Source organism: Serratia entomophila, from assembly GCF_021462285.1.
Taxonomy (GTDB): domain Bacteria; phylum Pseudomonadota; class Gammaproteobacteria; order Enterobacterales; family Enterobacteriaceae; genus Serratia; species Serratia entomophila.
In genome coordinates this window covers 3965563-3988610 of record NZ_CP082787.1, presented here as the reverse complement: position 1 = coordinate 3988610, position 23048 = coordinate 3965563, and the positions used below count along the sequence as shown (strand labels likewise).

At 60.6% G+C, this 23048-nt stretch carries 19 protein-coding genes; 10 read left to right on the top strand and 9 right to left on the bottom strand.

Annotation, left to right across the window (positions count from 1 at the left end):
* Positions 1 to 24 precede the first annotated feature (24 nt).
* Positions 25 to 732 carry a tetratricopeptide repeat protein gene (locus KHA73_RS19285; RefSeq protein ID WP_234586053.1) on the top strand — a complete coding sequence of 236 codons (708 nt, stop codon included), beginning with the start codon at positions 25 to 27 and terminating at the stop codon, positions 730 to 732.
* A 34-nt stretch (positions 733 to 766) separates the two neighbouring features.
* Here the strand turns inward: KHA73_RS19285 and KHA73_RS19280 are convergent, their stop codons facing one another.
* Both KHA73_RS19280 and KHA73_RS19275 read right to left on the bottom strand, forming a co-directional pair.
* Complete coding sequence (locus KHA73_RS19280; protein ID WP_234586052.1) at positions 767 to 1417, bottom strand: DsbA family protein; 651 nt, start codon at positions 1415 to 1417, stop codon at positions 767 to 769.
* Between the two features lie 73 nt (positions 1418 to 1490).
* Entirely contained in the window at positions 1491 to 2375 is an 885-nt protein-coding gene (locus KHA73_RS19275; RefSeq protein ID WP_234586051.1) for an MBL fold metallo-hydrolase, read from the bottom strand.
* Between the two features lie 109 nt (positions 2376 to 2484).
* Here KHA73_RS19275 and KHA73_RS19270 point away from each other — a divergent pair, with 109 nt between their 5' ends.
* The gene (locus tag KHA73_RS19270; RefSeq protein WP_234586050.1) at positions 2485 to 3393 is read left to right on the top strand and encodes a LysR family transcriptional regulator; all 909 of its coding nucleotides are present in this window, start codon (positions 2485 to 2487) and stop codon (positions 3391 to 3393) included.
* 313 nt (positions 3394 to 3706) lie between these two features.
* Positions 3707 to 4861 carry an MFS transporter gene (locus tag KHA73_RS19265; RefSeq protein ID WP_234586049.1) on the top strand — a complete coding sequence of 385 codons (1155 nt, stop codon included), beginning with the start codon at positions 3707 to 3709 and terminating at the stop codon, positions 4859 to 4861.
* Here KHA73_RS19265 and KHA73_RS19260 read toward each other — a convergent pair.
* Positions 4851 to 5774 carry a LysR family transcriptional regulator gene (locus tag KHA73_RS19260; RefSeq protein ID WP_234586048.1) on the bottom strand — a complete coding sequence of 308 codons (924 nt, stop codon included), beginning with the start codon at positions 5772 to 5774 and terminating at the stop codon, positions 4851 to 4853. The genes KHA73_RS19265 and KHA73_RS19260 overlap by 11 nt on opposite strands.
* A 132-nt stretch (positions 5775 to 5906) precedes the next feature.
* Between KHA73_RS19260 and lysA the strand changes: the two genes are divergently transcribed.
* On the top strand, positions 5907 to 7169 hold the full coding sequence (lysA, locus tag KHA73_RS19255) for a diaminopimelate decarboxylase (protein WP_234591334.1): 1263 nt from the start codon (positions 5907 to 5909) through the stop codon (positions 7167 to 7169).
* Positions 7170 to 7185: 16 nt separating this feature from the next.
* On the opposite strand, the gene KHA73_RS19250 is transcribed toward lysA, so the two are convergent.
* The gene (locus tag KHA73_RS19250; RefSeq protein ID WP_234586047.1) at positions 7186 to 8220 is read right to left on the bottom strand and encodes a LacI family DNA-binding transcriptional regulator; all 1035 of its coding nucleotides are present in this window, start codon (positions 8218 to 8220) and stop codon (positions 7186 to 7188) included.
* 144 nt (positions 8221 to 8364) lie between these two features.
* On the opposite strand from KHA73_RS19250, the gene KHA73_RS19245 reads away from it, so the two are divergent.
* Positions 8365 to 8829 (top strand): GNAT family N-acetyltransferase, encoded by a 465-nt coding sequence (locus tag KHA73_RS19245; RefSeq protein WP_234586046.1) that lies wholly within the window; start codon positions 8365 to 8367, stop codon positions 8827 to 8829.
* On the opposite strand, the gene galR is transcribed toward KHA73_RS19245, so the two are convergent.
* On the bottom strand, positions 8826 to 9845 hold the full coding sequence (gene galR / locus KHA73_RS19240) for an HTH-type transcriptional regulator GalR (RefSeq protein WP_234586045.1): 1020 nt from the start codon (positions 9843 to 9845) through the stop codon (positions 8826 to 8828). The two genes, KHA73_RS19245 and galR, sit on opposite strands and share 4 nt — an antisense overlap.
* 207 nt (positions 9846 to 10052) lie before the next feature.
* Here galR and KHA73_RS19235 point away from each other — a divergent pair, with 207 nt between their 5' ends.
* From KHA73_RS19235 to lplT, 3 genes are all read left to right on the top strand, one after another.
* The gene (locus KHA73_RS19235; RefSeq protein ID WP_234586044.1) at positions 10053 to 12311 is read left to right on the top strand and encodes a molybdopterin guanine dinucleotide-containing S/N-oxide reductase; all 2259 of its coding nucleotides are present in this window, start codon (positions 10053 to 10055) and stop codon (positions 12309 to 12311) included.
* 647 nt (positions 12312 to 12958) lie between these two features.
* On the top strand, positions 12959 to 15112 hold the full coding sequence (gene aas, locus KHA73_RS19230; protein WP_234586043.1) for a bifunctional acyl-ACP--phospholipid O-acyltransferase/long-chain-fatty-acid--ACP ligase: 2154 nt from the start codon (positions 12959 to 12961) through the stop codon (positions 15110 to 15112).
* Positions 15112 to 16308, top strand: a complete 1197-nt coding sequence (gene lplT, locus KHA73_RS19225; protein WP_234586041.1) for a lysophospholipid transporter LplT — start codon at positions 15112 to 15114, stop codon at positions 16306 to 16308. Before aas ends, lplT begins: the two co-directional genes overlap by 1 nt.
* 35 nt (positions 16309 to 16343) lie before the next feature.
* Here lplT and KHA73_RS19220 read toward each other — a convergent pair whose 3' ends face one another.
* The 4 genes from KHA73_RS19220 to mutH form a co-directional block, all read right to left on the bottom strand.
* Positions 16344 to 17384 (bottom strand): NADP(H)-dependent aldo-keto reductase, encoded by a 1041-nt coding sequence (locus KHA73_RS19220; RefSeq protein WP_234586039.1) that lies wholly within the window; start codon positions 17382 to 17384, stop codon positions 16344 to 16346.
* Between the two features lie 206 nt (positions 17385 to 17590).
* Positions 17591 to 17809 carry a YgdI/YgdR family lipoprotein gene (locus KHA73_RS19215; RefSeq protein ID WP_234586037.1) on the bottom strand — a complete coding sequence of 73 codons (219 nt, stop codon included), beginning with the start codon at positions 17807 to 17809 and terminating at the stop codon, positions 17591 to 17593.
* 159 nt (positions 17810 to 17968) lie between these two features.
* The gene (locus KHA73_RS19210) at positions 17969 to 18685 is read right to left on the bottom strand and encodes a TerC family protein (protein WP_234586036.1); all 717 of its coding nucleotides are present in this window, start codon (positions 18683 to 18685) and stop codon (positions 17969 to 17971) included.
* A gap of 100 nt (positions 18686 to 18785) precedes the next feature.
* Positions 18786 to 19472, bottom strand: a complete 687-nt coding sequence (gene mutH, locus KHA73_RS19205) for a DNA mismatch repair endonuclease MutH (RefSeq protein WP_234586034.1) — start codon at positions 19470 to 19472, stop codon at positions 18786 to 18788.
* A gap of 696 nt (positions 19473 to 20168) precedes the next feature.
* On the opposite strand from mutH, the gene rppH reads away from it, so the two are divergent.
* Positions 20169 to 20696 (top strand): RNA pyrophosphohydrolase, encoded by a 528-nt coding sequence (gene rppH / locus KHA73_RS19200; RefSeq protein WP_234586032.1) that lies wholly within the window; start codon positions 20169 to 20171, stop codon positions 20694 to 20696.
* 12 nt (positions 20697 to 20708) lie between these two features.
* A complete protein-coding gene (ptsP, locus tag KHA73_RS19195) occupies positions 20709 to 22955 on the top strand; it encodes a phosphoenolpyruvate--protein phosphotransferase (RefSeq protein ID WP_234586030.1) in 2247 nt (748 codons plus the stop codon).
* The last annotated feature ends 93 nt before the right edge of the window (positions 22956 to 23048 follow it).

The following is a 23048-nucleotide window of genomic DNA, read 5'->3' as shown; positions in this document are numbered from 1 at the left end:
GAATTTTTGCGGAAAGGATAAGTAATGAAGGCTTGGGTTCCCCTGTTATTGACCTGCGGCGCGTTCGCCAGCGCCCAGGCCAGGGCGCATATTGATGAGCCGGATATTGCCGCCGACTGCCAAAAGGTGGCGGGCTACGCCGCGTTGGGAAAAAGCGCCTATCAGCAGCAAGATTATGCCAAAGCCGCCGATATCTTCCGCGATCAGGCGGCCTGGAGCGAGTTCTGCGGCCTCAGCGGCCAGGCTACCGCCACCGCCTACAACAACGTGGCGCTGGCGCTGATGCACGCCGGCGAACTGCTCAAGGCGCGGGCCTATCTCGGGCTGGCGCCGCAGGATGAAAAATCGCAGCATAACCTGAAGCTGCTGCAGCAACGCCTGGCGCAGCGGCCGTCGTCCGCCGGGCCGGGCGGGGTATACTGGCAATACGCCGGGCGCGGCGTGTGGAGCGAGGTGGTGGTGAAACCCCAGGGCCCACGCTGGCTGATTGATTTTTCCGGTTACTCCATGCCGCAGATGGGGCTGTATTACGGCCCGAACATGGGGGATTTCAGCGAGACGTTGGCTATCGACCACGGCAGAGCCGTTTACCGTCAACATGAGCCGCAAGAGGCGCTGGCCTGCGAGGTGGCGATGGTCTTCGGTAACGATTCACTGGATATGCATACCCGGGGAGACTGCGGTTTCGGCTTTAACGTGCGGGCGGAAGGGCGCTTCGTGCGGGTCGAATAATCAGCCCCAGGCACAGCGTCCTGAGGCCGGGAGATTATGCCCAGGTCGCGGCGCCGCTCAGCAGCTCTTTCCAGGCGGCGACGTTGCCCAGATAGTTGCCGGCCGGGATCTGGCGCAGGTGTCCGTCGCTGTCTTGCAGCGCAAAGGTCGGGAAGCCCTGGCCCTGCACCTTGGCGAGAAACGCCCGGCTTTCCGCGATGTGCTGCGCCGTAGGTGCGCCGCTGTTGAAGCGCATTTCGGCGATAAACGCGGCGGAGGGCAGGCCCAGCTCTTTGGCCAGTGATTCCAGCACCGGCGTATCGGCAATGCGGCGGCCTTCCTGATAATGCGCCCGCTGAATGCGGTGCAGCATGTCCAACCCGCGTCCCGACAGCTTTTCCGCCGCCAGAATGGCGGTGATCGGCGGCTCGGAATCCATTATCGCCGTGGTGTCGCGCAACAGACCGTTGAAATAGGCTTCGCCAAAGGGTTGGCCGGTCAGCTCGGCAATACGTTTATCGTGCGGGATCACATAGTTGCGCCATTCGTCGGTGATCTGACGGCGGTTGTTGCCGGTCATCATGCCGCCGGCGTGCAGGGCGACGGTCAGGCCGGGGATGGTTTGGGCGGCTTTCACCAGCGGCGCTGCGCCGTAGCACCAGCCGCACAGCGGATCGAAAATGTAATGCAGAGTGGTTCCGGTCATCTTTATGCCTCTTGATGCGCCGCCGCCATCAGGCCGCGGCGCATGTACATCGTTCGTTAAGGTCAGGGCGCGCTTATTGCGGCCACTTCATCTCGCCTTTCAGCACTTTCGCGCTCAGTTCCAGGCTCGACTCATCCTTGAGGGTCGGGTAGTGCTTTTTCATCGCTGCGATCAGCGCGGCGGAGTCCTTGGCCTTCGGCAGTTCGGCTTCCAGCGTGGTCAGGTATTTTTGCGTAAAGCTGACCGATTCCAGCGTCTGGGCGGCGCCCGGCAGGAAGTGGCCCGGCACGACGACCTTAGGCTGCAGCGCCTTGATGTCGCTCAGCGTTTGCTGCCAGTGCGCGCGGGACGCCGGGGTCTGGTTATCGGCCACCCACGGATGAATGTTGTCACCGGCTACCGCTACGCCGCCCACCACCGCTTTCAGCGCCGGGATCCACACGAAGGTGCGGTCTGGCGTTGGGCCGGTCAGGCCTTTCACTTCCACTTTCTGGCCGTCGATGGTGAAGCTGTCGCCCTGCAGTGGCTGTGGCACCACCACCGCTTTCGGCGCGTTGTCTTTCAGGATTGGGCCCCAGTAAGCCACTTTGCCGTCTTTGGTGGCGTTGATGTCTTTGATGGTGCCCGGTGAAGCGATGATTTTCGCTTCCGGGAAGGCGGCTTTAATCACGTCCAGGCCGAAGTAGAAATCCGGATCTGAATGGCTGATGTAAACGGTGGTCAGTTTCTTGCCGGTCGCTTTGATCTTTTTCACCAGCTCTTCGGCGTCGTTGCGCTGGAACTGGGCGTCGATCAGCGCCACTTCGTGTTTGCCGCTGATGATTTCGGAAGACACCGGGAACACGCTTTTCTCGCCTGGGTTATACACTTCCATGGTCAGAGTATCGGCCGCGGTAGCGTAAGCGCTGAGGGTGGCAACGCCGGTGAAAGCCAGGGTCAGTAATGATTTCTTAAACATGGGCAGAAGTCCTTTGGGTATCGATTAATGTTGTAGAGATGTTAGGTTGCATAAAGCGATAGAAAAACCGGATAATGAGCAATTATTCATTGCGTAAATCGGACGAATCATGGATCGCATTACCGCAGCTGAGGTTTTTATCACCATCGTGGATCGCGGCAGCATGATTGCCGCGGCGGAAACGCTGGAGATGTCGCGTGCGATGGTGACCCGCTACCTGGCGCAGATGGAGCAATGGGCCGGCGCGCGTTTATTGCACCGCACTACCCGTAAGCTTAGTCTGACCGACGCCGGAGAGCGCACGCTTGAGCGTTGCCGGCAAATGCTGGCGTTGGCGGGCGAGATAGATCTGGTGGAGGGCGAACAGAGCGATGAACTGCGCGGCTTGCTGCGCATCACCTGTTCGCAGTCGCTGGGCCAGACGGCATTGGTCGGGGCGGTCACCCAATATCTGAAGCTGCACCCGCAGGTGGCGGTCGATTTGCAGATGAATAACCGGGCGGTAAACCTGGTGGAAGAACGCATCGATCTGGCGTTGCGCATCACCAATGAGCTGGATCCGAATCTGATCGCCCGGCCGTTGTCCACCTGCGCCTCGGTGGTGTGCGCCTCTCCGGCGTACCTGGCGGCGCACGGCACTCCGCGCCATCCGCAGGATCTGGCGCTGCACAACTGCCTGACCTATTCCTATTTCGGCAAGAGCCTGTGGCATTTTGACGCCCAGGGCGTTAAGTCGGCGGTGGCGGTCAGCGGCAACCTGAGCGCCAATGAGTCGGTGGTGCTGATGGCCGGAACCGTGCAGGGGGCGGGCATTTCCATGCAGCCTTACTACTCTGCCGCCCCGTTGTTGGCCAGCGGCGAGCTGATCGAGCTGCTGCCGGATTATCGGCCGCAGGCGATGGGCATTTACGGCATCTATACCTCGCGCCGCCAGATGCCGGCCACGCTGCGCACCATGCTGGATTTTCTGGTGGAGTGGTTTGCCAACAACCCGGGCTGGCGCGCGACGCTGCGCTGAGAACGGTTAACGGGGTGGCAACATTTCCACACATTTATCATCATGAATACATTCAAACGGTTACTGAACCAATATGAATGTATTGTGCGTTGCCGGGGTTTTACCACTGGCCTTTATTCCGGCCGTCATGCTATTTCTGTAGCGCTAAAGCGTTAATAAGGCTTAATAATTATAGGGTTAACCGAACCCTTGCGCCGAAGCAACCAACCTGACCCTTCTTATCGGGCCGCCCGGCGGGCTGCCCGGGATTACGTTTGTTTTTTTACCAGCCCGGCGTTTGACGCAGGGGCTTTGTTGACTGGGAGCGTTACGCATGCCTGTTTCTCTGCTCGCACTGGCATTAAGTGCATTTGCCATCGGCACCACCGAATTCGTTATCATGGGGCTGTTGCCTGAGGTGGCGGGGGATTTGCAGGTGTCGATCCCTTCCGCCGGCTGGCTGATTAGCGGTTATGCGTTGGGCGTGGCGATCGGCGCGCCGATCATGGCGCTGCTGACCGCCAGGCTGCCGCGCAAGAATACGTTGCTGCTGCTGATGGTGATTTTTATTATCGGCAACATCATGTGCGCCCTGGGCTACAGCTATGACTTCCTGATGCTGGCGCGCATTATTACCGCGCTGTGCCACGGGGCCTTCTTCGGCATCGGCGCGGTGGTGGCGGCCAATCTGGTGGCGCCAAACCGCCGGGCCTCTGCGGTGGCGCTGATGTTCACCGGCCTCACGCTGGCCAACGTGCTGGGCGTGCCGCTCGGCACCGCGCTGGGCCAGGCGCTGGGCTGGCGCTCAACCTTCTGGGCGGTGGCGGCGATCGGCGTGCTGTCGCTGCTGGCGCTATACGCCAAGCTGCCTTCGCTGAAGGACGAAGCGCCGACCGATTTGAAAAAAGAGCTGGCGGCGCTGCGCGGCGGCGGCATCTGGCTGTCGTTGCTGATGACGGTAGCGTTCGCCGCCTCAATGTTTACGCTGTTTACCTATATAGCACCGCTGTTGACCGAAGTGACCGGGGTTTCGGCGCACGGCGTGAGCTGGACGCTGCTGCTGATGGGGGTTGGCCTGACCTTCGGCAATATCGTCGGCGGCCGCCTGGCGGACTGGCGGCTGGCGCTGACGCTCAGCTGCACCTTCCTGACGATCGCCCTGTTCGCCGCGCTGTTCAGCTGGACCAGCCACGCGCTGGTGCCGGCGGAGTTGACCCTGTTCCTGTGGGCCGCCGCCGCCTTCGCCGCGGTGCCGGCGCTGCAGATCAACGTGGTGACCTATGGCAAGAAAGCCCCGAACCTGGTGTCTACGCTGAACATTGCGGCGTTTAACGTCGGCAACGCCATCGGCGCCTGGGTCGGCGGCGTGGTGATTGCGCAAGGGCTGGGGCTGACCAGCGTGCCGCTGGCGGCTGCGGGCATCGCTCTGCTGGGCTTGCTGTTGTGCCTGGTGACCTTCAGCCGTGCCAAGCGGCCGGTCAGCGCCTGATAACCGCGTTCAGGCGGGCGGGGAGCGTCTCCGCCTGCCGGTGCAAGTGATCGATAAAGGCCGTGACCAGCGCCGAAGAAGGGCGATGCAGCGGCCGGATCAGGCTAACGGTAAAGGGCACGTCGACGCTGAATGGGCGCAGGTGCACGCCGCTGGCGGCGTAGTCGAGCGCCGTCAGCGGGTTGACGATCGACAGCCCGACCCCTTCTCTCACCATCGCACAGACCGAGGCCGCGCTGTGGGTTTCCATCACCAGGCGGCGTTCCACCCCTTGCTCGTTGAACAGCGCATCAAGCAGTTGACGATAGCTGTCGGTGCTCGACAGGCTGATAAAGCGGTGGCCGGCAAAGTCCTGCGGCGTCAGCACTGCTTTCGCCAATAACGGGTGCCCGGCCGGCAGCACGCACACTTCATTCAGCGTCATCAGCGTCACCCGTTCGGTGCCCGCCGGCGTAAGCGTATTCTCCGTCAGCCCCAGATCGTGGCGCTGCGCCGACAGCCATTCCTCCAACAGCGGCGATTCCTGTGGAATAACGCTGAAGCTGACCTCCGGATAACGTGCGATAAAGGGTTGGCATACCGCCGGCAGCAGCGATTGCGAGAAGACCGGCAGGCAGACGATCGACAGCTGCGCCTGCTGAAACTGACGGATGCCGGCGGCGGCGTTGACGATGCGGTCAAGGCCGTAATAGGAACGCTGCACCTCTTCAAACAGCCGCAGCCCTTGCACCGTGGGGGACAAGCGGCCACGCACCCGATCGAACAGCTGCAGCTGGATCAGTTTCTCGAAGCGCGCCAGCTCTCGGCTGACGGTCGGCTGCGAGGTTTGCAGCAACGCCGCCGCCTCGGTCAGGTTGCCGGTGGTCATTACCGCACGAAAAATCTCAATCTGGCGCAGGGTGATCGCATGCATAGGGCGGCTCGATAAAGGAGAAAGCCATATCATAAATGAATAGACTTCGGCTAAATAGATATTTTCCAACCGCTACTGAGTGCGGCACTATGGATGTCTATCAGCAACCGCTTTCGCTTTGGGAACACCATCATGCCTCGCCCGTTGAACACCACCACCACCGCCCTGAATGCCGCTAACCTGCTGGCGTTGCCGCAGCGCTTCGGTTGCCCGGTTTGGGCCTACGATGCGGACATCATCAGCCAGCGCATCGCTCAGCTGCGTCACTTTGACGTGATCCGCTTCGCTCAGAAAGCCTGTTCGAACATCCATATTTTGCGTCTGATGCGCGAGCAGGGCGTGAAAGTGGATTCGGTGTCACTGGGAGAGATAGAACGCGCGCTGCAGGCGGGTTTTCAACCGGGCGGCGAACCGAGCGAGATCGTGTTTACCGCCGATCTGCTGGATCAGGCGACGCTGGCGCGCGTCAGCGAGCTGAAAATTCCGGTGAACGCCGGCTCCATCGACATGTTGGATCAGCTGGGCCAGGCTTCCTCCGGGCACCCGGTGTGGCTGCGCGTCAACCCGGGCTTTGGCCACGGCCATAGCCAGAAAACCAATACCGGCGGTGAAAACAGCAAGCACGGTATTTGGTATGCCGATTTGCCGCAGGCGGTGGAAAAAATTCAGCAATATGGCCTGAAGTTGATCGGCGTGCATATGCATATAGGCTCAGGCGTCGACTACCAGCACCTGGAGCGCGTTTGTGATGCGATGGTGCAGCAGGTGATTGAACTTGGCCAGGACATCAGCGCCATTTCCGCCGGCGGCGGGCTGTCTGTTCCTTACCAGTTCGGTGAGGAGGCGGTTGATACTGAACATTATTTTGGCCTTTGGAACAGCGCGCGCGAACGCATTGCCGCCCATTTGGGCCATCCGGTGCATCTGGAGATTGAGCCGGGGCGCTTCCTGATGGCAGAGGCTGGGGTGCTGGTGGCCGAGGTGCGCGCGGTGAAAAGCATGGGCAGCCGCAATTTCGTGTTGGTGGACGCCGGGTTTAACGATCTGATGCGCCCGGCAATGTACGGCAGCTATCATCATATTTCGCTGCTGCCGGCGGATGGCCGCGATACGGCGCAGCAGCCGCTGCGCGACACGGTGATCGCCGGGCCGCTGTGCGAATCGGGCGACGTCTTTACCCAGCAGGCGGGCGGTGGGCTGGAAACCCGCGAACTGCCGCCGGTGAACATAGGCGATTATCTGGTGTTCCACGACACCGGTGCTTACGGTTCATCGATGTCTTCCAATTACAACAGCCGCCCGCTGCTGCCGGAAGTGCTGTTCGAAAACGGCGAGCCGCGCCTGATCCGCCGCCGCCAGACCATCGAAGAGCTGATCGCGCTGGAACTGATCTGACGGCTTAGCGGCGTTGTCACGGCGTCTGCGCCAGCGGCAATGAGCTGGCGTAGGGGCCGGGCGCGACTGAGTCGCGCAGTTTCAGTTCGCCGGTGAACGGCGCCAGCGGCTGCACCTTTTCGCCGCCGATCAGGCGTAACGCCTGGCTGATGGCGGCTTCAATCATGCTGTCGATCGGCAGGTAAACGGTGGAGAGAGCGGGTTGCAGATAGGCGGCGCTGGGTTCGTCGTCGAAGCCGAATAGCGAGACGTCCTGCGGCAGCCGCTTGCCGGCTTCCTGCAGCGCTTTCATCGCGCCGATTGCCATGTCGTCGTTGCAGGCGAACAGTGCGCTGAAGCGGGTTCCGCCGGCCAGCAGGCGCTGAGCGCCGCGATAGCCGCTTTCTACGCGGCTGTCTCCGTGGGCCACCCGGGCATCGTCAAAGGTAATCTGGTGATGGGCCAACGCCTGCCGATACCCCGCCAGTCGCGCCTGGGCGGTTGGCGTGGCGATCGGGCCGGTGATGCAGGCGACATCGCGATGCCCCTGGCGAATCAGATAATCCACCGCATGGAAGGCGGCCTGCTGCTGTTCGAAGAATACGCAGCGCGAGCGCGCCTGCGGCAGATCGCGGTTGATCACCATCACCGGCACCGGCAGTTTTTCCAGCAGGTGCATCAGCGCCTCTTCGGACATGAAGCGGGTATAGAGCACGATGGCGTCGCAGCGGCGGTCGGCCAACAGCTGCACCGCCTGCAGTTCGTCTTCCGGCGTATCGTGGCCGTCGGTGACGATAAGGTGTTTGCCGCTGGCTTCAGTTTGCTTGGCGGCCTGGCGCAGCAGGCGGCCAAAGTAGGGGCCGTCGAAGTTGGAGACCACCAGGCCGATGCTGTTGGAGCTTCTGTTTGCCAGCGACTGCGCCAAAAAATTCGGCCGATAGCCCAGCTCATCCATTGCCCTGAACACCGCCTCCCGGGTGCTTTTTTTCACCTGGCCGGTGCCATTCAGCACGCGCGAAACCGTGGCTTTGGACACCCCCGCGCGAATGGAAACATCCAGCATGGTGATCATCAGCGGCTAACCCCTTTCAACGTCCAATGTGGCAAATAATGCTCAGTCTAGCATAGGGTTAGCCCAAGGCTGCGCGGCTTTTTCAGCGGGGGTTTTCGCCGCGCCGCAACGAACGTAGACTGGCTGGACAACCAGGAGAAACAAATGGACGACGGGATTGATATCGTGCCGCTGGCGGACTGCCCGCAGCATCGGCAACAGGTGATCGACTGGCTGTGGCGGGCGTTCGGCAGCGAGAACAGCCGTGCGTTTTTCGCCAGCGTGGTGGAGAGCAGCCTGCGCGGCGCGGGCCTGCCGATCACCTTTATCGCGCTGCAGGAGGGAAGGCCGCTGGGCACCGTCGGCCTGTGGCGTTGCGACCTGATCAGCCGGCAGGATCTGACCCCTTGGCTGGCGGCGTTATACGTAGAAGAAAGCCGGCGCGGCGGCGGTTTGGGCCTGCGGTTGCAGCAGCACGTGCAGGAATACGGCCGGCGCGCCGGCTTCTCTGAGCTGTATCTTTACGCCGAATTCAGCGGCTATTACGAACGTCACGGCTGGCGTTACATCGGTGATGGGCTGGATTACCCCGATCGCCCGGTGCGGCTGTATCACCGAACGCTGGATTAATTCTGCTCGTAAACGTTATTGATGCTGGCGACCGAATGGCGCCGCACCAGCGTAGGGCTGAACATGTTGGTGATTTCCGGCAGCGGCTGGCGGTTGGCCAGCGCCAGCGCCAGCTCCGCCGCCTGGGTCGCCATCGCCACGATCGGGTAGCGGATGGTGGTCAGGCGCGGCCGCAGATAGCGTGAAATCAGCACGTCATCAAAACCAATCAGGGAAATTTCGCCTGGCACGTCAACGCTGTTGTCACTCAGCACCGACAGCGCGCCGGCGGCCATCGGATCGTTGTAACAGGTGACGGCGGTGAAGTTTTTACCGCGGCCAAGCAGTTCGGTCATCGCCTGTTCGCCGCCGACTTCATCCGGCTCGCCATAGGCAATCAGCTTCTCGTCCACCGCAATGCCGTGCTCCTGCAGCGCATCAAGGTAGCCCTGCAGGCGATCGGTGGCGTCGGAAATCTGGTGGGTGGAACAGATGATGGCGATACGCTGATGGCCTTGCTGGATCAGGTGGCGGGTCGCCAGCCAGGCGCCATAACGATCGTCCAGCGCCACGCAGCGCGTTTCAAATCCCGGCAGCGTGCGGTTGATCAGCACCATGCCCGGGATCTGCTGCATCCAGCCGCTGAGCTCCTGATCGGTCAGCCGCTTGGCGTGCACCACCAGCGCGGCGCAGCGATGCCGCACCAGCTGTTCGATCGCCTGGCGTTCTTTCTCCGCTTCATGGTAACCGTTGCCAATCAGCAGGAAATTGTGGGTGGCGTAGGCCACCTGTTCAACCGCTTTCACCATCGCGCCGAAGAAAGGATCGGAAACGTCGGAGACAATCAGGCCGAGCGTCTCGGTCGATTGCTGTGCCAGCGCGCGGGCGTTGGCGTTGGGGTGATACTGCAGTTGCGCCATGGCGGCCTGCACCGCAGTGCGCGAGCCTTCGCTGGCCTTGGGGGAATTGTTTATCACGCGGGATACCGTGGCCACGGAAACACCCGCCAGCCTGGCAACATCCTTTATCGTAGCCATATTTGCAATACATCCTGGGTAATCGCTTACATTCCTCAGTCTTGCGGAAAAAACCGGGAGCTGCAAGCGCTGTCGTGCGTAACTTGTGGCCGCCGTTGCAGATATTGGCTGCTCGTCGCGGGGGATGCGCCGTTAGCGCATTTTGTGCTTGGGATCCGCCCGCCGGCTGAGGTAACTTTTGCACACCTGTTGTTGCCCGAGATCGCCATGTCCATAAAACGTTATCCGCAGCTCGCTCATTGGGGGGCGTACACCGCCGTGGTTGAAGACGGCAGGCTCATCCGCTGTGAGCCCTTCGCCGCAGATCCCGATCCTTCCCCGCTGCTCGACTCTATCGTGCCGATGGTCTATTCCGACAAGCGCATCCGCAAGCCGGCGGTGCGCCGTTCCTGGCTGCAAAAGCGCGAAGGCAGCGATCGCACGCTGCGCGGCCGGGAAGACTTTGTTGAAGTGGACTGGGAGCTGGCGCTCGATCTGGTGGCGGAGGAGAACCGCCGGGTGCGTGACAGCTACGGGCCTTCGGGCCTGTTTACCGGCTCTTACGGCTGGTCGTCCGCCGGGCGTTTGCACCATGCGCGTTCGCTGGTGCGGCGGTTTTACTTCAGCGGCGGCGGCGGCGTCGATCAGCAGGGCAACTACAGCTGGGGCTCAGCGCAATTTTTCCTGCCGTATGTCATCGGCACGTTCTCGCCGCTGACCGGGCGCGTCACCAGTTGGCCGAGCGTGGTGGAACATTGCGAGCTGTTTATCGCCTTCGGCGGATTGGCGCTGAAGAATGCTCAGGTTTCGTCCGGCGGCGCGGCGGAGCATGCGCTCAAGCCCTGGTTGCAAAAACTGGCGGGCAAGGGCACGCCGGTGATCAACATCAGCCCGCTGCGCGACGACTGCCCCGATTTCGTCAACGCCGAGTGGATCCCCATTCGGCCAAATACCGACGTGGCGCTGATGCTGGCGCTGGCGTATGAAATCCAGCGCCGGGGCGCGCAGGACGAAGGTTTCCTGAACGGCCACTGCGTCGGTTACCCACAGTTGCTGGCCTACCTTAACGGCGAAACCGACGGCGTGGCGAAAACCCCCGCGTGGGCCGCCGCCATTACCGGCATTCCGGCGGCGCGCATCGTGCGGCTGGCACAACAGCTGATCGGCGTGCGCAGTTTTATCACCTGTTCTTATTCGGTACAGCGCGCCCACCGCGGCGAGCAGCCGTACTGGATGATGATTGCGCTGTCGGCGATGCTTGGCCAGGTGGGGCTGCCGGGCGGCGGCTTCTCGTTTGGCCACGGTTCGATGAACGGCGTCGGCAACCCGCGGGTGGACACGCCCGCGCCGACCATGCCGGTCGGCGACAATCCCGCCGGGTTGGCGATCCCGGTGGCGCGCATCTGCGACATGCTGCTGCAGCCGGGTGAAAGCTATCAGTTTCGTGGCGAGACGCTGCGCTATCCGGATATTCACCTGGTGCATTGGGCCGGCGGCAATCCTTTCCATCATCATCAGCAATTGAACCGGTTGGTGGAGGGCTGGCAAAAACCGGATACGGTGATAGTGCAGGACATTTGGTGGACGCCGGCGGCCAAAATGGCGGACATCGTGCTGCCGGTCACCAGTTCGCTGGAGCGCAATGATATCGGCGGATCCTCGCGCGATCGTTACGTGCTGGCGATGCACCAGGCGATCGCTCCTCAGCATCAGGCGCGCAACGATTTTGACATTTTCGCCGATCTGGCGGAGCGGTTGGGTTACCGCCAACGCTTTACCGAGGATCGCGATGAACGTGCCTGGATCGAATATATCTATCGGCAGTGCGGCAAGGGGCAGGGCAACGCCGGGGTCGAATGGCCGGCGTTCGACGAATTTTGGCGCAAAGGATATATCGAGTTGCCGGCGCCGGCGAAAGAGTTCGTGTTCTTCGATGCGTTTCGCCAGGATCCGCAGGCCAATCCGCTGCGCACGCCGAGCGGTAAGATAGAGCTGTTCAGCGAGCAGATCGCCGGCTACCGCTATGCGGATTTTGCCCCGCACCCGCAGTGGCAGCCGCCGGTGGAGTGGTTGGGGGCAGAGCAGGCCAAAACCTGGCCGCTGCATCTGATCACCATCCAGCCGGCCGATCGCTTGCATAGCCAGCTGGATCCGGCGCCGTTGGCGCAGGGCAACAAGACCGCCGGGCGCGAGACGCTATACATGCATCCGGACGATGCGGCCTCGCGGGGCATTGGGCCAGGCGCGGAAGTTGAGGTCAGCAATGCGCGCGGCCGCTGCCTGGCGGGGGTGTCGATTACCGACGGCGTGACCCGCGGGGTGGTGGTGATGGCCACCGGCGCCTGGTTCGATCCCGGCTTTGGCGCGCAGCGCCTGCCGGTCGAACAGTCCGGCAACCCGAACGTGCTGACGCTGGATATCGGCACCTCGCCCCTGACCCAGGGGCCGAACGCCATGAGCTGTCTGGTGGAAGTAAGCGCGCGTTAAATGATGGCGTCGGCCGTTTTACACTGCTGGTTACACTTTGCGCCCTAATGTTGCGATTGCCCGCTGGTCGGTTTTTCGTGCAGCAGGGTAGAGTGAGGGTCCCAGAGGTATTGATTGGTGAGTTTCAACGCCCCGTGCGTTGAACCCAAATTAATTGCACCAACCTACGCAGATGCGTAGGTTTTTTTTTGCCTGTCAGGCGGTTTTCCGGCGCCATTATTTTTCTTTTCGCCGCCGGTATCGTTGAAGTTTCATTGAGTTATTTCAGTAGATCGCGGGAAATTTACAGCTGGTTGCATTTAGAGCAGAACTCTTGCGATTCGGCGATAGTTTCCTGCGCGCCATCTCTCTAGAGTAGGTGATCCCAGAGGTATTGATTGGTGAGAAATCAGCATACTCTGTATGTTGAAGCCATTTTCAATTGCACCAACCTACGCGGATGCGTAGGTTTTTTTTTGCCCGCCATATAGTATTCTTTTCCCCACAATCATTTATACCCTTCATATTTCAAGGCGCTGGTGTGTTGGCTGCGCGTTTTCACCCCAATCACTTACTTCAGTAAGCTCTTGGGGATTCGTATGCTTGCCGCCTTCCCGCACCTTAAAATCTATTGGGTATACACTCATTCTTTGCCAAGGGAGAAGGGCATGATCTTTTCACTGCTGCGCGCGCTGTTCCGCCTGCTGTACCGGGTGCGGGTCGAGGGCGACGTCAGGCACTTCGAGCAGCAAAAGCTGCTGATTGCGCCCAACCACATTTCTTTCCTCGACGGCGTGCTGCTGGCGTTGTTTCTGCCGATTAAACCGGTATTTGCGGTCTACGCCAGCATCGGCGATCGCTGGTTTATGCGCTGGCTGAAACCCTATATCGATCTGGTGTACCTTGACCCGACCAAACCGATGGCGATCAAGCAGCTGGTGCGCATGGTCGAACAGGGCAGGCCGATCGTGGTATTCCCCGAAGGCCGCATCACCGTGACCGGCTCGCTGATGAAGGTGTATGACGGCGCGGCCTTCATCGCCGCCAAGTCGGGCGCGACCATTGTGCCGATACGGCTGGACGGCGCCGAGTTCAGCCCGTTTGGCCGCATGGCCGGCGTGTTCAAAATCCGCTGGTTCCCGCAAATCAGCATTCGCATCCTGCCGCCGACCCACCTGCCGATGCCGGAGGCACCGCGCGCCCGAGAGCGCCGCGCGTTGGCCGGTGACCGGCTGATGCAGATCATGATGAAGGCGCGGATGGACACCCGCGAGCCGCAAACGCTGTTCAGCGCCCTGTTGGCGGCCCGGCATCGCTACGGGCGCAGCAAGCCGTGCATTGAAGACATTTCGTTCAAGGAAGACAGCTATCAGACGCTGCTTAAAAAGTGCCTGGGCGTCAGCCGCATCCTGCAGCGCTTTACCGCCGAAGGCGAGCATGTCGGCCTGCTGCTGCCGAACGCGACCATTACCGCCGCGGCGATTTTCGGCGCTTCGCTGCGCAACCGTATTCCGGCGATGCTTAACTACACCGCCGGTGTCAACGGTCTGAAAAGTGCCATGACGGCGGCGAGCATCAAAACCATCGTCACCTCGCGCCAGTTCCTGGAAAAGGGCAAGCTGACCCATTTGCCGGAGCAGGTGCCGGCGGCCAACTGGGTCTATCTGGAAGACCTGAAGGATACCGTCACCCTGGCGGACAAGCTGTGGATCCTGCGGCACCTGCTGCAGCCGCAGCGCGCCATGCTGCCCCAGCGGCCGGAGGATGCGGCGCTGATCCTGTTTACCTCCGGTTCCGAAGGCAACCCCAAGGGCGTGGTGCATTCGCACGCCAGCCTGCTGGCCAACGTGGAGCAGATCCGCACCATCGCCGACTTTACCCCGCGCGATCGCTTTATGTCCTCGCTGCCGCTGTTCCATTCGTTTGGCCTGACGGTCGGGTTGATTACGCCGCTGATGACCGGCAGCCGTATTTTTCTGTACCCCAGCCCGCTGCATTATCGCGTGGTGCCGGAGCTGGTGTACGACCAAAACTGCACGGTGCTGTTCGGCACCGCCACCTTCCTCAACAACTATGCGCGCTTCGCTCACCCCTATGACTTTGCCCGCCTGCGCTACGTGGTGGCCGGGGCGGAGAAGCTGGCGGACAGCACCCGGCAGATTTATCAGGACAAATACGGCATCCGTATTCTGGAAGGTTATGGCGTGACCGAATGTGCGCCGGTGGTGTCGATCAACGTGCCGCTGGCGGCGAAGGTCGGCACCGTTGGCCGCATCATGCCGCAGATGGAGGCGCGCCTGATGGCGGTGCCGGGCATCGATAACGGCGGGCGCCTGCAGCTGAAAGGCCCGAACATCATGAAAGGTTATCTGCGCGTCGAGCGCCCGGGCGAGCTGGAGCCGCCGGCGGCGGAAGACGCCAACGGCGAACTGCAGCCGGGCTGGTACGACACCGGCGATATCGTTAGCCTGGACGATCAGGGCTACTGCGTGATCCGCGGCCGGGTGAAGCGCTTCGCCAAGCTGGCCGGCGAAATGGTTTCGCTGGAGAGCGTCGAACTGCTGGCGCAGCGCCTGTCGCCGGAGAAACTGCATGCCGCGACGGTAAAAAGCGACAGCAGCAAAGGCGAGGCGCTGGTGTTGTTCACCACCGACGCCGCCGTGACCCGCGAAGCGCTGCTGCGGGTGGCGCGCGAGCTGGGCAGCCCGGAGCTGGCGGTGCCGCGCGATATCCGTATCCTGAAGACGCTGCCGGTGCTGGGCAGCGGCAAACCGGATTTTGTCACCCTGCGTAATATGGCCGAACAGCCGGAGAGTGCCTGATGAACCCGTCGTTGCCTAACGATCCCCCTTTGCTGTCTCGCGGCATGATCGCCGTGATCTGCGCGCAGTTTTTGTCCGCTTTCGGTGATAATGCGCTGCTGTTCGCCACGCTGGCGCTGATTAAACAGCAGCTGTACCCGGACTGGAGCCAGCCGATACTGCAGATGGCCTTTGTCGCGACCTATATCGTTTTGGCGCCCTTTGTCGGCCAGATTGCCGACAGCTTCGCCAAAGGGCGGGTGATGATGGTGGCCAACGGGCTGAAGCTGGCCGGTGCGTTGGCTATCTGTTTCGGGCTCAATCCGTTCCTCGGTTACAGCCTGGTGGGCGTGGGCGCCGCCGCTTATTCTCCGGCCAAATACGGCATCCTCGGCGAGATCACCAGCGGCGAGAAGCTGGTCAAGGCCAACGGCCTGATGGAGGCGTCGACCATCGCCGCCATCCTCACCGGATCGGTGGCCGGCGGCATTTTGGCCGACTGGCACATTGTGGCGGCGCTGGCGGTCTGTGCGCTGGTATATGCCGCGGCGGTGGTCGCCAACCTGTATATCCCGCGTTTGGCGGCGGCGCGGCCGGGCGTTTCCTGGCGGCCGCGGGCTATGACCCACAGCTTCTTCGCCGCCTGTGCGGCGCTGTGGCGCGACGGCCAGACGCGGTTTTCGCTGATTGGCACCAGCCTGTTCTGGGGCGCCGGCGTCACGCTGCGCTTCCTGCTGGTACTGTGGGTGCCGGTGGCGCTGGGTATCGCCGACAACGCCACGCCGACGCTGCTGAACGCCATGGTGGCCGTCGGCATTGTGGTCGGGGCCGGTGCCGCAGCGCGCTTCGTGACGCTGGAGACGGTCAGGCGCTGCATGCCGGCCGGCATTCTGATCGGCGTGGCGGTGGCGGTATTTGCGCTGCAAACCGCCATGTTCAACGCTTACGCGCTGCTGGCGATCATCGGTATGCTGGGCGGTTTCTTTGTGGTGCCGCTGAATGCGCTGCTGCAGGAGCGGGGGAAACGGTCGGTCGGGGCCGGCAACGCCATCGCGGTGCAAAACCTCGGCGAAAACGCCGCTATGTTGCTGATGCTGGGGCTGTATTCGCTGGTGGTTAAGCTGGGCGTACCGGTCGTGGGTGTCGGGGTTGGCTTTGGCATGGTGTTTGCGCTGGCTATCGGCACCCTTTGGCTTTCACAGCGCCGCTCAAGGTGATGAAACAGGGGCGCAGCACGCTGCGCCCTGAATCTTTAGGGGGCGGGAATGGTGAAGCGGGTGTGAATTTCTTCCAGCGCCTGCAGCACTTCTTCATCCAACACCAGATTGAAACTGTCGATGTTGGTTTTCAATTGCGCCAGCGTCGTGGCGCCCAGCAGGGTGCTGGCCACGAACGGCTGCTGGCGCACAAAGGCCAACGCCATCTGCGAAGGATCCAGCCCGTGCTTCTTGGCCAGCGCTACGTACTCGGCAATCGCCAGCTGGGTTTGCGGCCCGGAATAGCGGTTGAAACGGGTAAACAGCGTATTGCGCGCCCCGGCCGGTTGGGCGCCGTTAAGGTATTTGCCGCTCAGGGTGCCGAACGCCAGGCTGGAATAGGCCAGCAGTTCAACGCCTTCGTGCTGGCTGATCTCCGCCAGCGCCACTTCAAAGCTGCGGTTCAGCAGGCTGTACGGGTTCTGGATCGACACGATGCGCGGCAGTTCGTGTTTTTCAGCCAGCTGCAGATAGCGCATCACGCCCCAGGGCGTTTCGTTGGATACCCCGATATAGCGGATTTTGCCCGCGCGCACCTGCTCGGTGAGCGCTTCCAGCGTTTCCAGCAGCGTCACCGCGGCTTTGTCTTCCGTATATTGATAATTCAGCTTGCCGAAGAAATTGGCGCTGCGCTGCGGCCAGTGCAGTTGGTACAGATCGAGATAATCGGTGTTCAGCCGTTTCAGGCTGGCGTCCAGAGCAGCGCGGATATTCTTGCGATCCAGCGCCTGCTGCGGGCGAATGCTGCTGTCGTTGCCGCGCACCGGCCCGGAAACCTTGCTGGCCAGCACGATTTTCTCGCGGTTGCCGCGCGCCTTGATCCAACTGCCGATATATTGCTCGGTCAGCCCCTGGGTTTCCGGGCGGGGCGGCACCGGATACAGCTCGGCGGTGTCTATCAGGTTGATGCCTGCGGCTAATGCATAGTCCAGCTGCGCGTGGGCATCGGCTTCAGTGTTTTGCTCGCCAAAGGTCATGGTGCCCAGTCCCAGCACGCTCACTTCTAAAGAACTGTGGGGAATACGGTGGTATTGCATTAACGGCCTTCCTTTCTTGTTAGCGCTTGCGGGCCACTGAGCCCGGTGAAACAGGAGCCTGGTATCAGGTTACGGCACATAACCCGTCGGGCGGTGATATCGCCTTTTCTGACTATAACCAAGCCGTGATGATGGGGAAAGTGGATTCAATGCGGAAAGGGGGCGGAGGCTATCGCGCTGGAGAGGTGCGATAGCCAGCGGCGGGATCAGCGTTCGATCACCTGAGAAACCTGATCGCCATTGATTTGGCGGTTGTTGCCTTTCTCATCCTTGTAGCTGATCAGGCCGGTATCCTGGTCGAGTTCCGGTTTGCCCTGGGTCAGGATCATATTGCCGTCTTTGGTCGCCATCACGTAATCACTGGAGCAGCCCGCCAGACCGGCGGCCATAACCAGTGCAGATATTGCCATTACCCACTTTTTCATCCTGCGGATCCTCAGTTATGCAGAAAAGAACGTTCTTCTAAGGTTAGCAAACTATCGAAAGATGGCGTCTCAGATAAGTCTTTATCTTGACGATTAACAGTAACAAAGGTGAATCGGGGGGAGAACGGGAACCGCCATAAGCGGCTCCCGCCGGGGGGATTATTCAGTGGCGCTGCTCTTTTTGCTGCGCATCAGGTTGAGCGCTTCCACCGCCATCGAGAAGAACATGGCGAAGTAGATGTAACCTTTAGGTACATGCACCTGGAAGCTTTCCAGCATCAGGGTGAAGCCCACCAGGATCAGGAACGCCAGCGCCAGCATTTTCACCGATGGGTGGCGGTTAACGAACTCGCCGATCGGGCGGGCGGCGAACATCATCACCCCAACGGCGATCACCACCGCCGCCATCATGATGAACAGATGATCGGACAGGCCCACGGCGGTAATCACCGAGTCCAGGCTAAAGATGATGTCCAGCAGCATGATTTGCACGATAGCGCCGAAGAAGCTGTGCACCTTGGTATGATGTTCTTCTTCCGATCCTTCGATGGTTTCATGGATCTCTTTGCTGGCTTTCCAGATCAGGAACAGCCCGCCCAACAGCAGGATCAGATCGCGGGCGGAAATGCTGTGATCCATCACGGTGAACAGCGGATGGGTCAGGCGGATCACCCAGGCGATAGAAGCCAGCAGCGCCAGGCGCATCAGCATGGCGGCGGCCAGGCCTATGCGGCGCGCCTTGTTCTGCTGCGCTTTAGGTAATTTGGCCACCACCAGGGAAAGGAAAATAATGTTATCAATACCCAGCACGATCTCCAGAATGGTCAGCGTACCTAACGCTAACCAGGCATTGGGATCCATAATCCATTCGAACATTGCCCAGCACACCTTCAATAAATGCAAAGAGTGAATTATACCCGTTTATCGCTGCGCTGACAGAGTTACCTAAACGCCGACTAAACGAAGGGGTTCAGGTTCAGATAAAGAAATGCCGGGCCAGCAGTGCGCCGGTAAAGCTCTTTTTCAGGTAAAAGCCGCGCGGCAAGGTCAGTATCGGCTGGCCCTGTTCGCCAATGGCTTCGGTCAGCGCCTTACTGTTGGCCGCTTTGGGGCGCAGCTGCAGCACTTCGCCGTGGCGGGCGGTGATGCGCTCTACGTGGCCAAGCACAATCAGGTCCATCAGTTCCTCCCAATCGCGGCGCAGCATCTCTTCCTCGGCGGCGTTGGGGCTCCAGAGCAGCGGTGAGCCGACACGCCGCTGCGCCAGCGGGATTTGCCGTTCGCCCTCCACCGGTATCCACAACACCCGCGCCAGCTTATGGCGCACATGGCTGCTGGCCCAGGTGACGCCGCTGTTGCCGGTGAGCGGCGCCACGCAAACGAAGGTGGTCTCCAGCGGCTTGCCGGCGGCGTCGATCGGGATGGTTTTCAGCTCGATGCCCAATTCAGGAAAATCCTGTTCTGGCTTGCTGCCCGCCATCGCGCCGAGATACTGCTCCAGCAGCATGCCAACCCAGCCTTTATCGCGTTTCAGATCTTTAGGGATCGGCAACTGCGCGCGGGCCGCCAGTTCGCCCAGGCTAAAACCGGCCAGCGCCTGCGCGCGCTCGAACAGCTGCCGTTCATTTTCCGGCGGTGGGGGCAAGGGGGATAAAAACGCCATAAATCAAGCCTGTCAGTTTTGGTTGAAAAACGTACTGCATTTGCACGCAGCCGATAACGGCAGCGTAAGCCTGGGGAAAAGAAGAATAGTAGCATGATTTTACATGCTTTTTTTCCTACCGCCGGGCTATAAGAAAATTCAGGCCGGCGCTTGTGCACCTGAAGCCACCGACAATAAACAGGATCTTACACCTATTTATCCACAGATTTATGGGATAACCCAAATTTTTGCCGATCACTGGTTCGATTTACAGCCTTGACGCGGGGGGTTTTTTACGAATTTGTCCGTTTTGTGCGTAACTTGCTCGGATAATCTGTGGATAAAAACGGCGTTGGTGGATCTTTCGCCAGGGCAAGATCCTAACCGTGCGTAGATCACATTTTTGCCCTGTTTATAACCCTGGATTGTATATTATCTTTTTGTATTTTAAGTATTAATTATAAATTTAATTTAATGTCCGTTTTACGGTTAACAGAGTTGTACCAGCTTATTCCTAGAGTTCTTCACACACCTATCCACAGAAAAAGTGAATAAAACCGACCAAAAAACCGGGTGCATGTTTATAACTTTGCCAATATCTGTGAGTTATCCCAATGTTATCCGTTCCCCAGTGCTGCAAAGCAGTGGTTTACCGCCTGTAGCTTGTGTGAAACAATCAGGACATCTATGCGAATTTAAGCTTATCGAGGTAGTCCGGTGATCGATGATGATGGCTACCGCCCGAATGTTGGTATCGTAATCTGCAATCGTCAGGGGCAGGTCCTGTGGGCCCGCCGTTACGGTCAGCACTCCTGGCAGTTTCCCCAAGGTGGGATTAACCCTGGCGAAACCCCGGAACAGGCGATGTACCGTGAACTGTTCGAAGAAGTGGGGCTGAGCAAAAAGGATGTGCGTATCCTGGCCTCAACCCGCAACTGGTTGCGCTATAAATTGCCAAAACGTTTGGTGCGTTGGGACACAAAGCCGGTATGTATCGGCCAGAAGCAGAAATGGTTTTTGTTGCAGTTAATGTGCAACGACGCCGATATCAATATGCAACGCAGCAGCACGCCGGAGTTTGACGGCTGGCGCTGGGTGAGTTTTTGGTATCCGGTGCGCCAGGTGGTGTCGTTCAAACGTGATGTCTACCGCCGGGTGATGAAAGAATTCGCCGTGACCGTGATGCCAATGCAGGAGCAGGCAGCGCAGCGGCAAGCCCCCGCTTACCGCAGGAAGAGAGGTTAAGTTAAGCAGACTATGCTCACGCGCTTGCGAGAAATTGTTGAGAAGGTGGCCGCGGCGGCCAGCCTGACGGATGCGCTGGATCTTTTGGTCAATGAAACTTGTCTGGCGATGGATACGGAGGTCTGTTCCATTTATCTGGCAGACAATGACCGCCGTTGTTATTACCTGATGGCGACACGCGGGTTGAAAAAACCGCGTGGGCGCACCATTGCGCTGGCCTTCGATGAAGGCGTCGTGGGCCTGGTGGGGCGGCGGGCGGAGCCGATTAACCTGGCGGACGCGCAGAGCCACCCCAGCTTTAAATACGTTCCTCAGGTCAAGGAAGATCGTTTCCGATCTTTCCTCGGCGTGCCGATCATTCATCGTCGCCAACTGCTGGGCGTGCTGGTGGTGCAGCAGCGCGAACTGCGTCAGTTCGACGAAAGCGAAGAATCCTTCATGGTGACCCTGGCCACGCAGATGGCCGGGATCCTCTCGCAGTCGCAGCTTAACGCCATTTTCGGCCAATATCGCCAGACGCGCATCCGTGCGCTGGCGGCGTCGCCCGGCGTGGCGGTGGCGGAAGGCTGGCAAGACAGCAGCCAGCCGTCGCTCGATCAGGTGTACCGCGCCTCGACGCTGGACACCGTCAGCGAGCGCGAACGCCTGACCCAGGCGCTGGAAGAAGCCGGCGCAGAGTTCCGCCGTTTCAGCAAGCGCTTTGCCGCCAGCTCGCAAAAAGAGAGCGCGGCGATCTTCGATCTGTACTCCCACCTGCTGAACGATGCCCGCCTCAAGCGCGAGCTGTTTGCCGAAATTGACAACGGTTCCGTCGCCGAGTGGGCGGTAAAGCAGGTGATAGAGGCCTTTGCCGAGCAGTTTGCCAGCCTGCAGGATACCTACATGCGCGAGCGCGCCAGCGATCTGCGCGCGCTCGGCCAACGTTTATTATTCCACCTCGACGACACCACCCAGGGCGCTACCCAATGGCCGGCGCGATTCGTGCTGGTGGCGGATGAACTGACTGCCACCCTGCTGGCCGAAGTGCCGCAGGATCGCCTGGTGGGCGTGGTGGTGCGCGACGGCGCGGCCAACTCTCACGCGGCTATTTTGGTGCGGGCGATGGGCGTGCCGACGGTGATGGGGGCCGATATTCAGCCTTCGCTGCTCAGCCAGCGGTTGCTGATTGTCGACGGTTACCGCGGCGAACTGTTGGTCGACCCGGAGCCGGTGCTGGTGCAGGAGTACCAGCGGCTCATCAGCGAAGAGCTGGAGTTGAGCAAGCTGGCGGAAGACGACGTTGAGCAGCCGGCGCAGTTGAAAAGCGGCGAGCGCATCCAGGTGATGCTGAACGCCGGCCTCAGCCCGGAACACGAGCAGCTGCTGGGCGGCCGGGTTGACGGCGTCGGCCTGTACCGCACCGAAATCCCCTTTATGCTGCAGAGCGGTTTTCCCTCGGAAGAGGAGCAGGTTGGGCAATATCAGGGCATGCTTCAGCTCTACCCGACCAAGCCGGTCACCTTGCGTACGCTGGACATCGGCGCCGACAAACAGCTGCCCTACATGCCTATCAGCGAGGAGAACCCTTGCCTGGGCTGGCGCGGCATTCGCATCACGCTGGACCAACCGGAAATCTTCCTGATCCAGGTGCGCGCCATGCTGCGCGCCAACGCCGGCACCGGCAACCTGGGCATTTTGCTGCCGATGATCACCAGCCTTGAAGAGATCGATGAAGCCAAGCGCCTGATCGATCGCGCCGGGCGTGAGGTGGAAGAGGTTTTGGGCTATGAGATCCCGAAACCGAAGATCGGCGTGATGCTGGAAGTGCCTTCGATGATCTTCCTGATCCCCTATCTGGCGGCGCGGGTTGATTTTATTTCGGTCGGCACCAACGACCTGACCCAATACCTGCTGGCGGTGGACCGCAACAATACCCGGGTGGCGTCGCTGTACGACAGCCTGCACCCCGCGATGCTGCAGGTGCTGAAACTGATCGTCGATCAGGGCAAGGCGGCCGGGCTGCAGGTCAGCCTGTGCGGCGAGCTGGCGGGCGATCCCATGGGGGCGCTGCTGCTGGTGGGCATGGGTTACCGTAATTTGAGCATGAACGGCCGCAGCGTGGCACGCATCAAATACCTGCTGCGGCACATTGAGCTGGCCGACGCCGAGGGGCTGGCGCAGCGGGTGTTGAGCGCCCAGATGACCACCGAGGTGCGCCATCTGGTGGCGGCCTTTATGGAACGGCGCGGCATGGGCGGGCTGATCCGCGGCGGCAGATAATCGCGGCGGCGGACTGATTTTTTTACAGAACTTTTCCCTGCCGGCCACCCCGGACGCCATTAAGCCTATGTTATGATGCGCAACCTCAGCGCG

Coding starts and splice junctions, on each gene's coding strand:
- KHA73_RS19285 (WP_234586053.1), top strand. CDS start 25: ATGAAGGCTTGGGTTCCCCTGTTATTGACCTGCGGCGCGTTCGCCAGC.
- KHA73_RS19280 (WP_234586052.1), bottom strand. CDS start 1,417: ATGACCGGAACCACTCTGCATTACATTTTCGATCCGCTGTGCGGCTGG.
- KHA73_RS19275 (WP_234586051.1), bottom strand. CDS start 2,375: ATGTTTAAGAAATCATTACTGACCCTGGCTTTCACCGGCGTTGCCACC.
- KHA73_RS19270 (WP_234586050.1), top strand. CDS start 2,485: ATGGATCGCATTACCGCAGCTGAGGTTTTTATCACCATCGTGGATCGC.
- KHA73_RS19265 (WP_234586049.1), top strand. CDS start 3,707: ATGCCTGTTTCTCTGCTCGCACTGGCATTAAGTGCATTTGCCATCGGC.
- KHA73_RS19260 (WP_234586048.1), bottom strand. CDS start 5,774: ATGCATGCGATCACCCTGCGCCAGATTGAGATTTTTCGTGCGGTAATG.
- lysA (WP_234591334.1), top strand. CDS start 5,907: ATGCCTCGCCCGTTGAACACCACCACCACCGCCCTGAATGCCGCTAAC.
- KHA73_RS19250 (WP_234586047.1), bottom strand. CDS start 8,220: ATGATCACCATGCTGGATGTTTCCATTCGCGCGGGGGTGTCCAAAGCC.
- KHA73_RS19245 (WP_234586046.1), top strand. CDS start 8,365: ATGGACGACGGGATTGATATCGTGCCGCTGGCGGACTGCCCGCAGCAT.
- galR (WP_234586045.1), bottom strand. CDS start 9,845: ATGGCTACGATAAAGGATGTTGCCAGGCTGGCGGGTGTTTCCGTGGCC.
- KHA73_RS19235 (WP_234586044.1), top strand. CDS start 10,053: ATGTCCATAAAACGTTATCCGCAGCTCGCTCATTGGGGGGCGTACACC.
- aas (WP_234586043.1), top strand. CDS start 12,959: ATGATCTTTTCACTGCTGCGCGCGCTGTTCCGCCTGCTGTACCGGGTG.
- lplT (WP_234586041.1), top strand. CDS start 15,112: ATGAACCCGTCGTTGCCTAACGATCCCCCTTTGCTGTCTCGCGGCATG.
- KHA73_RS19220 (WP_234586039.1), bottom strand. CDS start 17,384: ATGCAATACCACCGTATTCCCCACAGTTCTTTAGAAGTGAGCGTGCTG.
- KHA73_RS19215 (WP_234586037.1), bottom strand. CDS start 17,809: ATGAAAAAGTGGGTAATGGCAATATCTGCACTGGTTATGGCCGCCGGT.
- KHA73_RS19210 (WP_234586036.1), bottom strand. CDS start 18,685: ATGTTCGAATGGATTATGGATCCCAATGCCTGGTTAGCGTTAGGTACG.
- mutH (WP_234586034.1), bottom strand. CDS start 19,472: ATGGCGTTTTTATCCCCCTTGCCCCCACCGCCGGAAAATGAACGGCAG.
- ptsP (WP_234586030.1), top strand. CDS start 20,709: ATGCTCACGCGCTTGCGAGAAATTGTTGAGAAGGTGGCCGCGGCGGCC.